We start from the raw sequence: 13,548 nt of genomic DNA on the forward strand, positions 1-13,548 counted from the left end.
GGATGATTAAACGCTCACTTCTATTATCGCTGCTCCTCAGCGTTTCAGGCTCGGCACAAAGCCTTGAAGATATTTTTGCCGAAGGGAAAGTGAGCGGTAATCTCCGCGCTTTTTGGTATGACGGAGAGCGTGAACTGCGAATCGACCGAACCGCCCTCACGGTTGGGGGAATTTTAAGCTATAAAACGGCCCCCTACGAAGGAGTGAGCGGAGGAGTTTCCCTCTTTTCGAGCAACGGAATCACTTCACTTACCCACATGCCCGAATCGGGACAGACCCATAACCTCAATCTTGACGGCAGTTCCATCAATACGTTGGGTGAAGCTTATCTCCAATACACGGGTTATGATACCTCCATCAAATACGGTCGCCAACGTCTCGATCTGCCGCTCTCAAACGATTACTACAACCGAATGCTCCCCAACAGTTTCGAAGCGCTCAGTTTTGAGAACCGATCACTCAACCATACAACCCTCAAAGGTGCTTACATCACCGGATGGAAGTACAAAGGTTCTGATACCTTTGTCTCGCCGACCTACTCGCTGGGGGTAGATCGTGACATCGCCGTCCTCGGGGGAATCTATACTCCCACCGCTTCTCTTAAAATCGAACTCTACGACACCTTTGTGCGTGATGTGATGAACGCTCCGTATCTACAGATCATCAACAATGAAATTTGGAAATCTTCCGAGGGGACAACCCTTTCGGGAGCATTGCAATATTTGAATGAACGAAGTACCGGCGACAAAGCGGTGGGTGATGTCGATACCTATCTGCTCGGATTACGTGGAATACTGACACAAGGGTCTTGGAGCCTAAGTACCCTCTACACCCGTATTGGCGATCAGAGTTTACTCGGAACGGGAGGACGGTATGAGAAGATGGGGTGGGGAGCGTTTATCACCTACACCGATCTGCAAATCGATGGAGAGAGTGAAAACGCAGGTGCGGAAGCCTACGGAGGAGTCCTCACTTATCGCCCTGATTCCAGTTTTGAGATTTCGGCCAAATATATGAAAATCGATCAAGATGATGCCATCCAATCCAATAGCGCATCGCTCACCCAAAATCCCCGCCCCGATTCGGACGAATACAACATCGATGCGACCTATCAGCCGAATAAAGAGTTTCGCCTGCGAACTCGCTTAGCCTATATCAACTATGACAGAGAGAGTACGTCGCTGTATAAAAACAAATCGTACGATGAGACCAATGTGAGGATCATCGCCGATTATCTGTTTTAAATATTGTGCTTATAAGGGTATTATTTTATAAATACCAGTGTCGTAATACAAGTGTTTTTCGTATACTTTCGACCACCCTGCTTTTAGTAGCTAAATATCTGCAATAATCTATACGAAAAACACTGTCGGAATGATATAATGGTCGGATACTAAAATTTGAGGTTTTCCGACATGCTAATAGGATATATGCGAGTATCAACTGACGGTGATCGACAAAGTACTGATCTTCAACGTGATGCATTGATCGGTGCCGGTATCGATGAACGAAATATTTTCGAAGATAAAGCTTCCGGGTCTAAAGATGATTGTGTCGGTTTAGCTCAAGCGCTGGAATATGTCAAAGAGGGTGATACACTCGTTGTTTGGAAACTGGATCGATTAGGAAGATCCCTACCCCATTTGATCGAAATTGTTTCACAACTCAAAGCCAAAGGTATCGGATTCAAATCTCTGACTGAGGGAATGGATACTTCCAGCCCATCCGGTGAACTACTCTTTCATGTCTTTGGAGCATTAGCTCAGTTTGAACGCTCGCTCATTCAAGAACGGGTTAATGCCGGATTAGCAGCGGCGCGAAAAAGAGGACGTATCGGTGGACGACCGCGAGCTATCCCTCAAGAAAAAATGGACGCTATTTTAGATGCATTGAATAATGGGATGTCAAAGGCGGGAATATGTCGAACGTTTGAAGTGAAGCGGTCGACGTTGATTGATGCATTGAATAGAAGCAAGCCTTAAGGATATCTCTAAATTTTATGAAGATGTGCTACAATTTTCAAAAGTAAAAAGGGGGCATTGATGTCACGATTACCGCTTCAGCAGTTCGAACTCTATCATCAACTTATGATGCCTCTTTTACAGATCGAGGCGGATTTAGAACCTGCTGATAACAATATTATTAAAAGTCATGCCCGTACTGCTCTCGTTTTTACTCAAGGGATGAGAGAGATACTCGATGATTTAACATTCGATTATGATGTATTCGAAAAACTGCTCTTTGATCTCGATGATAATTATGAAATTGTTAAAACCGAGTACGCTACCGTTAATGATCTAGAACTAAAATCTATCGTTGATCAGCTGATGACTCAAATGGTAAAACTCCAAATGGAGATCAGCGATAAATTGGTTGATTTCAAACATGCCAATCGAGCTTGAAAAGCAATACCTAAAAGATCGAGAACGAGCAATCAGATCGATTGGTGAAGCCATTATCGAAAAAACTGAAAAACTTTTCGAAACCGATTCTTCTCATCCATCACTTCACAACAAACCAATTATTTGCTCAAAAGACAAGTTCAAACACTCAGTGCGTGTTGGTGGAACCGGCTACCGGATCATCTATACCATACGAGAAAACTACATTTATTTCCAGCGCCTTATAAATCATGACATCTATGATCGATTGACGAAAGATTGCTAATCATAAAAACGTATTCTTACTAGCTTTAGTAGCATTATATTTTATTGTAACTGTTCATAATTCATTTGTATAGTCTTATATACTACTTCACTCAAATCACCTTGTATGCTTATAAACGGCATCCATCTTTGGATAAGAGTGATTATTTCTTGTATATTGTTATAATACATTTTTATATCAATACTTCCATCAGCTTCTTCCGCAATAAAGTCAAAATTATCTTTATTGAACAAACCTTCTTTTTTAAAAAAATTAGAGGCAATAGACTTTAATCTTAAATGAACATACTTATCTTTGTTCAGTATTCCATATGAATTCATTTTTGAATCTATGTAAAATATTTCGTTTTTGATATATTCAAATGGCTCTATAGAATGTCAAGCGACATTTAAAAATGACCATCTGCGCCAGATAAAAATGACCAGTTTGGTGTGAGCATTTCACTAAAAATTGGTAGTTTTTTCGGTGGTTATTTTTAAACGTCCTCCTTTGGTTTTGGTTTGATTTTCGGAGGGGTTGGTAATGAGATAAATCCCTCTTTCTTTTTATCTTTGAGGCGGAATGAATCGCCTTGAATATTGACGACGACACTGTGATGCAGTAGCCGATCAAGGATAGCAGTTGTGATGATGGCATCATCGTTAAAGATCTGTGTCCATTTGCTAAATGGCAGGTTGGACGTGAGAATCGTTGAACCCCGTTCGTAACGTCTGGAGATTACTTGGAAGAAGTGATTGGCATCTTCACGGTTCATAGGGAAGTAGCCGATTTCATCGATGATAAGAAGCCGTGGCATCATGACGATACGTTTGAGGTATTCGTTGTAGCGTTTGGCTTTTTTAGCCTCCTGCATCTGAATCAGAAGATCGGACGCAGCAATGAACTTGGTCTTGATACGGCTTTGAGATGCAATGACTCCTAGTGCAATAGAGAGATGCGTTTTACCGACACCACTGGAACCTAAGAGAATGATATTTTTTGCCTCTTGGACAAACGATAATCCTGAGAGTTCCATGATCTGCTGCTTGTTTACCCCTAATGAGAAATCGAAATCGTATTCTCCCAATGTCTTGATAGCAGGGAACCCCGCAAACTTCATCAGCGTCTTCGCACTGCGTTCGTCTCTCCCCTGTGCTTCAATGGCAAGGAGCTGTTCGGCGAACTCTGAAAAGCTCATTTCACTCTTTGAAGCTTGATCTATCAGGAGGGAGCAATGTTCTGCAATAAAGGGAAGTTGTAGACGATTGCACAGTTCGGTGATCCGCTCATTAGGATAACTCATGCGATACTCCTAACAACACTGAGGAGCGCTGTAGGGATCAAGAGATCATAGTAATCCAATGATATTGGCGGTTCTTTGCTCTTTTTCTTTTTAGGGGTCAGTGTATTGGTCGGTATCGGACGCTGGGGCTTGGTGTTGGCGAGTTGTAATTCTTCGTGTAGTCTCAAGCTTGCGACGGTGTAATCGATAAACGGTAAGCTCATCAATTTATCTTGTTCAACTTCCTTTAACAGATCAATCGGTTTGGCGAAGGTGCTTTGGTGGATACGAGTATTGGCTACACTGTTCAGCCATTTAGCCACTTCTGCGTTGGCAATCTCTTTGGTTAGGGTGAGGGAACGGAGCAATAGTTTCGCTTTGAGAGGCTGATGGAAGCTGTGGCGTAGATAGCGGTTGAATCGTTCTACTTTCCCTTTGGTTTTTGCCCGATACGGTCTACACATTCGGATCTCGAACCCGTAGTGTTTGGCGAAGTCTTGGAACAATGGATGGAACCGATGTTTCCCCTTGCCGTAATAGTTGCGCTGAAGGATAACACTCTTCATGTTGTCATACAGACCCTCTCGAACCACACCGCCGAAATACTCAAAGGCATTTTTATGGCACTCAATCAGCGTCTCGACTTTCTCGTCACTGACGTATTCGACATACGACATTCGTGAATATCCCAGTGTTGCCACAAACGCCGATATTCCCTCTTTGGGAAACTCGACCCAATCAACTTGCATCTGTATGCCCGCTTCGGTTTCAAACCGAATCAGCGGTTCTGCTTTCTTCTCCGTATCCGCACGCAGTTCCCATGCAGCGATGGAGCGTTGCAATGTCCGAAGACTTCCCGTATACCCTTGGCGTTTGATCTCTTCATATACCGATGATGCGGGGATAATATCCCCTGAGCGTTTACCCGCTTCGATCATCTCATACGCCAGTCCGATAAACGGATCAGCTTGACTCCCTTTGGGGGGACGAACCTGTACTGGTCGTACACCATCGGGTAATCGCAAATACTTCTTTACCGTATTGCGGCAAGCCCCTACTTGTCGAGCAATCTGAGAGATGCTCAGCCCTTGCTTCTTTAACTTCTTTATCATCCTATATTCTCCGGGTATAAGCACAAACCGCAAGCCTCCTCTATCCATTCAAAAAAAGAGAACCTTACTACGATTACTCTCTCGAATCAAATAGGAAATTGCTTACGATTTCAAATAAAAAATGCTTATCCCAATCTAACCACTTTTATATTCGTCTAAGTGGTCATTTTACCGTGTCGTTTGACAGAGTAGATATTCGATCTTCACTTTTTTCTATACACCAGCACCATCCAATGGCAGAACTAACACAAGAATAGATGGGTGGTCATGGTCGATACTCTTCACATTACTCTCGACGGGCTACAGATATACGAAGTCATAAGCTCTTTGAAGGGTATTCCACTCTCGCACACTATGCCGTAGTGCATTACTTGTAAAATAATGAATAAAGTACACCTTTTGGCAAATATCTCAATAACTTTCCATTTTAATATTATTCAAAATTCTTTTTTTTACTAAAACGCAAAAAACATCCATTGCGACAATGAACTTTTTGCTCTCTCAATCCATGGAGTTTGTTTTACATCAGTATTATGTTTCATCGCTAATCCTTTACGTTTTGATGCTGGCAGTGTAAAGGAGCTGTTGGACAGCATCGTGTCCGTTTTTTTAATCTAGTGAATTTGAAGTGTTATTTTTCCATTTCTCTATAAAATCTGCCCTATTCAGTATCTTCGCCCCTAAATCGCTCTTATACTCCATATGCGGATGTCCCAGATTCCAAAACCGTACCCCCTGCCCTTCTAAGTGCTGTGCTAATAGCACCAGTTGCAAAGTCCCCCAGCTGTTGTATCTTTTAGACGGATTATGAAATCCGCTTAGGCTCGTATAGACGTTATGTGTGACGTAACCAATCTCTCCGGATATGAGTGTGCCATTATCTTCATCATAGAGTTCAGTGCTAAACAGCTCAAAGTTTTCATAGCTGTTTTGAGAAAGGTGTTTCATGAGCTCAGCGTATTTACCTACCATCCAACAATCTTCATAAGCGTTTTGTATAGAGGAAAGGACTTCGTTAAAGCCGGTATTAACTGCTAGGCGGTAGCGATTAGAACATAGCAGCTTAGCAACTCTTTTTCCTATTCGAAGATTCTCATAATCTAGTACCGCATAATATGTCTGCATCTCAGGGAGCAATAAGAGACGACCTTCATGATTATGTGTAACGCTGATAAATCCCGCTTGGGCCAATGCAATATATATTTGGGGAGAAAAATCATCACTCCAATAGTAGTTAATACTCATATTAGGATAAATATACCGATTCAAAACCTCTGAATCGATGACATTCTCCAGTGTGATATAAGGGATCTTTTTCTGAGCGGTACTCATCCTCTCCCCTGCTCTGTATATGTAACGATACCGCTCACAAATAAGATCTTCATATCTGTTATTGAATCAGATGCTCGATCTGACGGCTGAGGAAACTATCAGCAATCCCTTTGGCTTTAAGGGCGAGGGCTTTGGGAGAGGTGATGATGAGATCAGGCATCCACTTCTTGACCTCTTGCATAATCTCACGTTCTGATGTGGCGAGTACTTCAATCTCCATACTTCCATCTTCATAGGTCTTTAGAATTCTCTGGGTACTTGCCAAGGGTCTGCGGTGAAAGTATTTGGCAATCTCCGGGGAAGCTTTGAGGGTAACTTCGAAAGGTTCTTTGTCGGGTTCAAACCATGCATTGATGGCACGTTCCAGTATCCGGTACGTTGAATCATTGGGGATGAAAGATTCTGGAGTGATTTCGAGATGATCGATCCCTTTGAAGTAATAGGTCTTGAGTTTACTCTCCATAAACTCTTCACCATAGAGATACCAGTACCCTTCAAAGGAGACAATCTTATAAGGGTGGACATGACGAAGTTTATTGTTGTAATGAAACCGTACCATCTTGTTTTCCAAAATAGCTTGTTCGATGATATGGAAGTGTCCGAGTTTATCGGAGATGTCTTCGATGATGGTTTTAGAGTAGATGGGGTTCTTGGTGTTGTTTTGGAGTTTGGAGAAAAGAGATTTGGCTTTGACACCAAACTCACTCCCGATCCCTTCTGCTATATTGCCCAGCATCTCCAAAACCAGTGCCTCTTCTGGGGTTCGCTCTTTGGTGAGTGAATGCCCTAACTGCATTTTCCATTTACTCCCCTGCTTCTCTATCGGGAAGCGTATAAGACGCTGATTGAAATCACGCTGGATAGTTTTAGTAGAGACATTGAACTCTGTGGCCAAATCCTGAACCGATAACACCTCTCCTTCGTAAAGACGTTGCAGGATAATCGTCAAACGGGTGAGGATTTTATCGTAGTCATGAATTTGTCCCATATCATTCCTTTAAACAGACACTATGTTGTCCAATGAGTAGTGCATCATACCAAAATCTAAATTAACACCGTAAAGGATAATTCTATGGAATCGTTAATCATCACTTCATTGGCACTGGTATGGGTAAGTCTAAAAGTCAAAGAGATGCACACGCAAATGGGTGTTTATAGCGCTCTTAAAACCCTCACCTTCAAATTCATAGCGTAAGGGAGAAATGATAAGGTTGTATCGAATAGCGGTTATGGCTCTTTTGTACTTCGAGTTGCGTGTTGAAAATGACCGAGAGATTGGCACCGCTCAATACCGCACTTGTCTCTCCCGATGCATGGATACCCCCAGCATGGAGCAATATAGCATGTTCAATCTCCTCAAACACCTCTTCGATATGATGGGTGACGAGAATCACCGTTGTACCGCTGCGGGCAAGGGAGCGCATCATCTCAATAAAATCAAGCTGTGCTTTGATATCAAGCCCTACGGTCGGCTCATCGAGCAAGATTGCCTTGATCGGATGGACAAGGGCACGTGCGACGATGCATTTACGCAACTCCCCCGTTGACATCTGATCTACCCGTTTATGCTGTAAGTGCAAAATACCCAATCGATCCATCGCATGCAAAGCACTTTGAGTTTGTTCGGGAGTATGATCTAAATGATCAAACAATCCGATGGTTCCGTAAAACCCACTCAACACTGTCTCAAATCCGCTCAAATACCCCGCATCAAAACTAAATCGGCTATGCAGATCGTTTGTCACGACGCCGATTTGTTGACGCAATTGGGATACGACCCAGCGCTCATGCCCTAGAATCTCTCGTTTAAACGGTTCGTTTTTATACGATGGGTAGAGTTCACAGTTGATCAGCTTGATAAGGGTTGATTTTCCTGATCCGTTAGCTCCTAAGATAACGGTATGTTGCCCTTCTTGGATATGCAAGGAGATGTTTTTCAAGACATACTCATCTTCATACCGAAGATCGACGTTCTGAAAATCAATGATCATACTCATCCCCTATCCTTTTTTTGCTATTGTACATGATTTTTTATCATCTCCTTAATAGTTTCCGATGCTCTATTCATAACAGTGTCAGTGTTGGTGCTGTTTAACATAGAGATGTCAGGTATACCCCTAATTTTTACTGTTTTATCCTCAACATATACCCTCCATTCTTTTGAAACTCGAATCCGACTTTGACAATCTCGCCGCCGAATTTTTCTGCGATTTGATAAGCAAACGGGCTGAAATTATCGGGTTCATCCACACGGGAGTTTTTATAATCGACCAGTGGGAAAATGCGCACCTCTTTTCCTATACGCAACATCTCAGTGATTGAGGCTTCATGAAACGCCAAGTCCAATCTATCATCATAGACGAATAACAGATGCGAACTCAGCACCAAATCAAAGCTATCATCGGCATACGGCAATTTCGGAAGTTCAGCGAACCAATAATCTTTGGTATTATAATCGGCACAAAAGGCTTCTAATGCCCCTACTCGGTGCTCTTTATGCCTCTCTATCGAGTGATAAAAGTCAAAATTATTATCCGCCATCCAGCTCGTATCGGCGTAGATTTTTTCGATACTTTTCTCACCTTGCACACGCAACGCATCACGATCATAACAGTACAGAATATCGCATCCTGACGCCGCAATCCCTCTGTTCTTTGCTTCGGCTATAAATGAACTCGCTCCGCTTGGGCAGTCCAAAACTCTCATGTTTTTCATCGTCTCGGCATTCAAATCGAAAAATGCCACATACTCCTCAAAAGTACGTCCCGTAATGAGGAAATCGTCTAATTGTAACGACATAGGTATCCTTATGCTGTGTGGTAATAAATGTTAGGGGTTAGGTTAAAAAGAAAGTATTATGGCAGACGCCAAAAGAGAGCAACTCGGACAAGAGGGGTATTGTCGATAGTGCGATAATGTGTCATCTGCTCTCCTTTGTAAAGTTGTAAAAGTGTAGCGAAAAATCGGTTACAAAAGTTTTATCTCAAACAAACACGCATCCGCGAGTGCATAATGGTCGGGTAATCCTTCGATAGAATCCAGTTTGTGATACCCTAGATATTCGAACCCACATTTTTGATAATGCTCTATCAGTCCTCTATTTTCGCCGATGGTATCCATTCGAATATAGCTTCTGTCATTTTCACGCGCGTATTGTTCCGCCCACTCGACGATTCGGGCTACGAAATTATTGCCTCTAAAATCAGGATTGGTTGCGATACGGTGGATATAGAGTGCGGGATCGCGGTCACGTTCTCCCCATATCTGCGGATCGTTAAACGTTGTCGCCCAGATACACGCTATACGTCCATCAATCACCATCTTCCATTGACGATTCTCGCGTATTTCTGTCTCGATCAGTTCCCGTTTGAACTCTGGCCAATGGACGAAGAATTTGGACTTTTGGAAATCGGTGGCAATTTTATAGAGTCTGAAAATCTCGTCGATGTCGGTTAAATTACTGTTTTGGATACTCATTACAAATAATCTTCACGCGGTGGATTAAAGCAATCCAATACTTCCTCGCCCTCAATAATTTCAATAGAATGTTCAACATTCGCAGGTATGATGTACGAATCTCCAACTTCAATTTCCGTATCATAATCCATAAAACGAATTCGATATTTTCCGCTGATGACATAACCACACTGCTCATTCGGATGACTGTGCATCGGTACTATGTCACTGACTTTATAAAGCATCTTGGTTAGCATGGTATTATCACTATGAGATAGTACTAAAAAATCGACACCGTAAAAACTTTTTTTTATTCCATTAGTTGAATGGACTATCATATCTATGCTCCTATTTTTTTATATCTATAACTTGCACAAACCACGTAAATCTTCCGATACACACCACAACTTCACTCTCATCTCTTAGCTCGACATCTACACCGATCATTGCACGCCCTTTTTTTTCCAATCCCGTTTTAAATGTCTCTATCTCTTCATCACTCACGGTAGCTATCGCATAGATGGTATCGGTGGTCGGTTTTTTGAATTTGATTTGTGAATCGCGTAATACTGGGATAACTTTACCAACCAAATCGGGGAAAAGTTTCTGCTAGAGTGAATTGTGCGCTTGCGTGTAGGGTAGCGATATGGTTTAGGTTATCTGAACGAAAGATAAGTTTTAAACCTTTTTCGTCTTGTTCTATCCCCACTTTTTCGACAAAGGGGATTTTTAATATTTCCATGAAATTCACTCCTAGCAATAATCTTATCTATGTTTTTTATAAGAGTATCGTACCGCTCTTTCGGTAAATTTTGCCCCTCTATGTTCATATGCTGAAGAAGCGAGATACGGAAATTGTTTTAAGAAAAATGGTGTAAAATGTTTAAAAATATTTTGATATTTAAGATTTTGCTTGGACATTGCTAATATTAGGACATTTTAAATGTCTGATTATCAGAAAAATTTCTGGTAAAATGGTATATTTTGAGTATGAATAAATAGTTAGCCACTAGGAGAAACAATGGAGCACTTTTCAATTGGTATAGTTTCTTTTGCATTCACGGTCATCTTTCCAATTTTCTATTTTGTAGGGTTTCAAGTTCGCCGCTTGGGCGCATGGTCGAAACGCGAAGACGGTCCTAAAGACCGCATTGGTTTTTTTCTGTTGGTAGCAGCAATCATCGGTTTTGCCGTAGGTTGCTTCGCTCAACCACTCTGGGATAAAGCTAGCGAATGCAAAGCAGCAGGTCAGCCAGGTTTGTCATGCGTTCTTTTTTCAAAGTAGGCATGGCTAACCCTGCGCAAAAGCGCGCAAGCCCGTAGCTTCACGTTAGCAGTCTTATGGATACTCAGCACACTCCTATTCTCAAAGCATATATAGAAATTTAGGTGTCAAGTGATACCTATAATCTCTCTATGCCTCGTTGGGAATACAACAGCTTCCTATTCCCTCAAAAACACCAATTCATCCACACTCATCGTCGGACTGAACTCGCTAATCTCATACTCTGCCACATGATGACGATAAAACGGATCGAGGGTGATAATGGTCTCGATCTCTTCACGTGAGACACTACGTGCTAAAATCACCCCTCCCGTGCGGGGAACTTTGCGCCCCGATGCGACGAAATTGCCTAGCGCGTACTGCTCTTTAAGATAGGCGACGTGCTCGTCTAATAGTGCATCAACCTCTTCGAGCGGTTTGATATAGGTAAGTGAGACAATAAACATTTTTACTCCATTTGATTTTTATTTTAACCATGTTGCATAGCACTATTCAACCGTCGAAACCCTTCATCCATTTCACTTTTACTAATCGTAAGCGGAGGGACGAAGCGTAATGTATTTCTACCCGATTTGATAACTAAAACACCTATCTCAAACGCCGAATCGATAATTTTCGAGAGAACTTCACTGTCGATGACACGTAGCCCCTGCATCATCCCGATTCCAACTCGCTCAGTAAAAATATCAGGATAGTGTAAAGCAAAAGACTTTAATGAGGTTTCAAAGTAGTTTTGATGTTCCATCATTTCGCCGCTTTTGTTATAGGCTTCCAAGATATCGAGGACTTCGTTCGCTGCAACGGTGGAGAGATAGTTTCCACCAAATGTCGAACCGTGATCACCGTAGGAGAAGATCTCTTTCAATCGTGTCATAACGACACCGATAGGAACACCGCCCCCTAACCCTTTTGCTAGTGTTATCACATCAGGGGTAATCCCGTAATAATGCGATGCCAAAAAACTACCGCAACGGTATATTCCCGTCTGCACTTCATCGACGATCAGCAGTATATCTTTCGATTTTAGCAATGCTGAGAGATTTTGAACTTTTTGTTTATCGAGCGGTTGCACGCCCCCTTCTCCCTGTACGAGTTCGATCATGACGGCTACCGTAGTCTCATCGATAAGAGATTCGATCTCCTCAACGTTTGCTGCATACACAAATCCATCGGGATAAGGACCGAAATAATCGTGTTTTGATGCTTGCCCCGTCGCTTTGAGCGCCGTAATCGTCCGTCCGTGAAACGAGTTTTCCAACGTGATGATCTTATACCGTTTGATCGATCCGTCCCGTTCGCCGTATTTACGTGCGATTTTGATCGCCCCTTCATTGGCTTCTGTACCGCTATTGCCGAAAAAGCATCTCATATCGTATCCACTAAGCTCGACGATTCGTCTTGCACATTCTTCCTGAGGTTCGATGCGATAGAGGTTTGAGACATGGAGAATCTTAGCCGCTTGATCACTGATAGCACGAGCTAAGCGGCAGTTTCCATGTCCGACACTGCAAACGGCGACTCCTGCGGCAAAATCGATATACTCTTTCCCCTCACTATCACATAATGTGGCGTTATCTCCTCTCTCAAAGCACACCTCTTGACGCTTATAGGTAGACAATAGATATTTCTGTTTCATATTTATTCCCATGTTTGATAAGATAGATGTTCATAACTATCATACAGATAGCGATTTTCCAATGATGTTCTAAACGCATTTCCTAAACTATCGGCTTGCAATGCTTTTTCAAGCAAAAAAGGATTACTCGTGGGATCGATCATTAGCTGGTTCATCACACTGATCGTAAGATCAGGAAAACGACGTTTTTTCAACACAACCATATCATCTTGCTTGAGAGTCCCCTCTTTTAGTACCCGCCCATACCATCCGCTCAATCCACTTTTATAGATGATTTTTGCCATAGCATTCACACCCGTATTAGTCGAAAGTTTTCGGCACGGCTGTCTGGGTTGAGAAACTTCGATAATCGCATCACCGATCCCTAGTACATCACCGATGCACACGTTCTCTTCGTTCATATGCGATACAAGCAAATTTTCTCCATAATAGGCTAAACCGTCAAACTCAAAGTTGTAGTTATAAAGGGAATTGATTCTATTGTAAGAGATGGATGAAAAAAAGAGTACCGCTTTATTCTCACCGCCATGATGTTCGGTATCGCCCTGCTCATCACCGATAAATCCAGTTTTACTCAAATAAGCCTCTAAAACCGGATATTTTTTGATAGCGGATAAAAACTCTATTTCCGATGTACCTACGTGTTCGGTCACGACTTTTCCGATTTTGATACATTTAATCTTTCCGAAATATGTATCCATATTTATACCTTTCAAGATCAATTTTCGGTGAATTTTAGTTAAATAGCTCATCAAAAACAATCCAAATCTTGCTCTAATACCGTAGCAAATGAGCAATT

20 protein-coding genes are annotated in these 13,548 nt (G+C 42.2%); 6 read left to right on the forward strand and 14 right to left on the reverse strand.

The features are described 5' to 3' along the window. The first annotated feature begins 2 nt into the window (after window positions 1-2). The 4 genes from SULKU_RS13775 to SULKU_RS13790 all read left to right on the forward strand — a co-directional run bounded on the left by SULKU_RS13775 (window position 3) and on the right by SULKU_RS13790 (window position 2,667). Entirely contained in the window at window positions 3-1,244 is a 1,242-nt protein-coding gene (locus SULKU_RS13775; protein WP_013449999.1) for an OprD family outer membrane porin, read from the forward strand. 171 nt (window positions 1,245-1,415) lie between these two features. Next, entirely contained in the window at window positions 1,416-1,982 is a 567-nt protein-coding gene (locus SULKU_RS13780; RefSeq protein ID WP_013450000.1) for a recombinase family protein, read from the forward strand. 60 nt (window positions 1,983-2,042) lie between these two features. Further along, window positions 2,043-2,402: a hypothetical protein gene (locus SULKU_RS13785; protein WP_013450001.1), complete on the forward strand. Its 360-nt coding sequence runs from the start codon at window positions 2,043-2,045 to the stop codon at window positions 2,400-2,402. Beyond that, window positions 2,386-2,667 carry a type II toxin-antitoxin system RelE/ParE family toxin gene (locus SULKU_RS13790; protein WP_013450002.1) on the forward strand — a complete coding sequence of 94 codons (282 nt, stop codon included), beginning with the start codon at window positions 2,386-2,388 and terminating at the stop codon, window positions 2,665-2,667. Before SULKU_RS13785 ends, SULKU_RS13790 begins: the two co-directional genes overlap by 17 nt. 41 nt (window positions 2,668-2,708) lie before the next feature. Here SULKU_RS13790 and SULKU_RS13795 read toward each other — a convergent pair whose 3' ends face one another. From SULKU_RS13795 to SULKU_RS13815, 5 genes are all read right to left on the reverse strand, one after another. Next, window positions 2,709-2,987 (reverse strand): hypothetical protein, encoded by a 279-nt coding sequence (locus tag SULKU_RS13795; protein ID WP_013450003.1) that lies wholly within the window; start codon window positions 2,985-2,987, stop codon window positions 2,709-2,711. A 155-nt stretch (window positions 2,988-3,142) separates the two neighbouring features. Beyond that, window positions 3,143-3,949, reverse strand: a complete 807-nt coding sequence (gene istB / locus SULKU_RS13800; protein ID WP_013450004.1) for an IS21-like element helper ATPase IstB — start codon at window positions 3,947-3,949, stop codon at window positions 3,143-3,145. Further along, entirely contained in the window at window positions 3,946-5,040 is a 1,095-nt protein-coding gene (gene istA / locus SULKU_RS13805; RefSeq protein ID WP_172633625.1) for an IS21 family transposase, read from the reverse strand. The genes istB and istA overlap by 4 nt, the downstream gene beginning before the upstream one ends. A gap of 609 nt (window positions 5,041-5,649) precedes the next feature. Further along, window positions 5,650-6,372: a leucyl/phenylalanyl-tRNA--protein transferase gene (locus tag SULKU_RS13810; protein ID WP_013450006.1), complete on the reverse strand. Its 723-nt coding sequence runs from the start codon at window positions 6,370-6,372 to the stop codon at window positions 5,650-5,652. Between the two features lie 58 nt (window positions 6,373-6,430). Beyond that, window positions 6,431-7,360 (reverse strand): helix-turn-helix transcriptional regulator, encoded by a 930-nt coding sequence (locus SULKU_RS13815; RefSeq protein ID WP_013450007.1) that lies wholly within the window; start codon window positions 7,358-7,360, stop codon window positions 6,431-6,433. Between the two features lie 84 nt (window positions 7,361-7,444). Here SULKU_RS13815 and SULKU_RS15370 point away from each other — a divergent pair, with 84 nt between their 5' ends. Continuing rightward, window positions 7,445-7,567, forward strand: coding sequence for a hypothetical protein (locus SULKU_RS15370; protein ID WP_281047867.1), 123 nt, complete (start codon window positions 7,445-7,447; stop codon window positions 7,565-7,567). Here the strand turns inward: SULKU_RS15370 and SULKU_RS13820 are convergent. The 6 genes from SULKU_RS13820 to SULKU_RS15050 all read right to left on the reverse strand — a co-directional run bounded on the left by SULKU_RS13820 (window position 7,557) and on the right by SULKU_RS15050 (window position 10,570). Further along, window positions 7,557-8,369, reverse strand: coding sequence for an ABC transporter ATP-binding protein (locus SULKU_RS13820; protein ID WP_013450008.1), 813 nt, complete (start codon window positions 8,367-8,369; stop codon window positions 7,557-7,559). The two genes, SULKU_RS15370 and SULKU_RS13820, sit on opposite strands and share 11 nt — an antisense overlap. Window positions 8,370-8,496: 127 nt before the next feature. Further along, entirely contained in the window at window positions 8,497-9,171 is a 675-nt protein-coding gene (locus SULKU_RS13825; protein WP_013450009.1) for a class I SAM-dependent methyltransferase, read from the reverse strand. A gap of 168 nt (window positions 9,172-9,339) precedes the next feature. Next, window positions 9,340-9,849, reverse strand: a complete 510-nt coding sequence (locus tag SULKU_RS13830) for a GNAT family N-acetyltransferase (RefSeq protein ID WP_013450010.1) — start codon at window positions 9,847-9,849, stop codon at window positions 9,340-9,342. Next, the gene (locus SULKU_RS13835; protein WP_013450011.1) at window positions 9,849-10,166 is read right to left on the reverse strand and encodes a cupin domain-containing protein; all 318 of its coding nucleotides are present in this window, start codon (window positions 10,164-10,166) and stop codon (window positions 9,849-9,851) included. The genes SULKU_RS13830 and SULKU_RS13835 overlap by 1 nt, the downstream gene beginning before the upstream one ends. A gap of 10 nt (window positions 10,167-10,176) precedes the next feature. Continuing rightward, window positions 10,177-10,419 carry a YiiD C-terminal domain-containing protein gene (locus SULKU_RS13840; RefSeq protein WP_049767025.1) on the reverse strand — a complete coding sequence of 81 codons (243 nt, stop codon included), beginning with the start codon at window positions 10,417-10,419 and terminating at the stop codon, window positions 10,177-10,179. After that, on the reverse strand, window positions 10,409-10,570 hold the full coding sequence (locus SULKU_RS15050; protein ID WP_172633626.1) for a hotdog family protein: 162 nt from the start codon (window positions 10,568-10,570) through the stop codon (window positions 10,409-10,411). Before SULKU_RS15050 ends, SULKU_RS13840 begins: the two co-directional genes overlap by 11 nt. A gap of 279 nt (window positions 10,571-10,849) precedes the next feature. Between SULKU_RS15050 and SULKU_RS13845 the strand changes: the two genes are divergently transcribed. Continuing rightward, on the forward strand, window positions 10,850-11,113 hold the full coding sequence (locus SULKU_RS13845; protein WP_013450012.1) for a hypothetical protein: 264 nt from the start codon (window positions 10,850-10,852) through the stop codon (window positions 11,111-11,113). A gap of 158 nt (window positions 11,114-11,271) precedes the next feature. On the opposite strand, the gene SULKU_RS13850 is transcribed toward SULKU_RS13845, so the two are convergent. The 3 genes from SULKU_RS13850 to SULKU_RS13860 are packed head-to-tail and all read right to left on the reverse strand — an operon-like array spanning window position 11,272 to window position 13,450. Then, window positions 11,272-11,559, reverse strand: a complete 288-nt coding sequence (locus SULKU_RS13850) for a YciI family protein (protein ID WP_013450013.1) — start codon at window positions 11,557-11,559, stop codon at window positions 11,272-11,274. 23 nt (window positions 11,560-11,582) lie between these two features. Beyond that, the gene (locus tag SULKU_RS13855; RefSeq protein WP_013450014.1) at window positions 11,583-12,749 is read right to left on the reverse strand and encodes an aspartate aminotransferase family protein; all 1,167 of its coding nucleotides are present in this window, start codon (window positions 12,747-12,749) and stop codon (window positions 11,583-11,585) included. Between the two features lie 2 nt (window positions 12,750-12,751). After that, window positions 12,752-13,450: an MOSC domain-containing protein gene (locus SULKU_RS13860; RefSeq protein ID WP_041667275.1), complete on the reverse strand. Its 699-nt coding sequence runs from the start codon at window positions 13,448-13,450 to the stop codon at window positions 12,752-12,754. Window positions 13,451-13,548 lie beyond the last annotated feature (98 nt).

Origin of the sequence: Sulfuricurvum kujiense DSM 16994 (assembly GCF_000183725.1) — a bacterium.
GTDB classification, from domain to species: domain Bacteria; phylum Campylobacterota; class Campylobacteria; order Campylobacterales; family Sulfurimonadaceae; genus Sulfuricurvum; species Sulfuricurvum kujiense.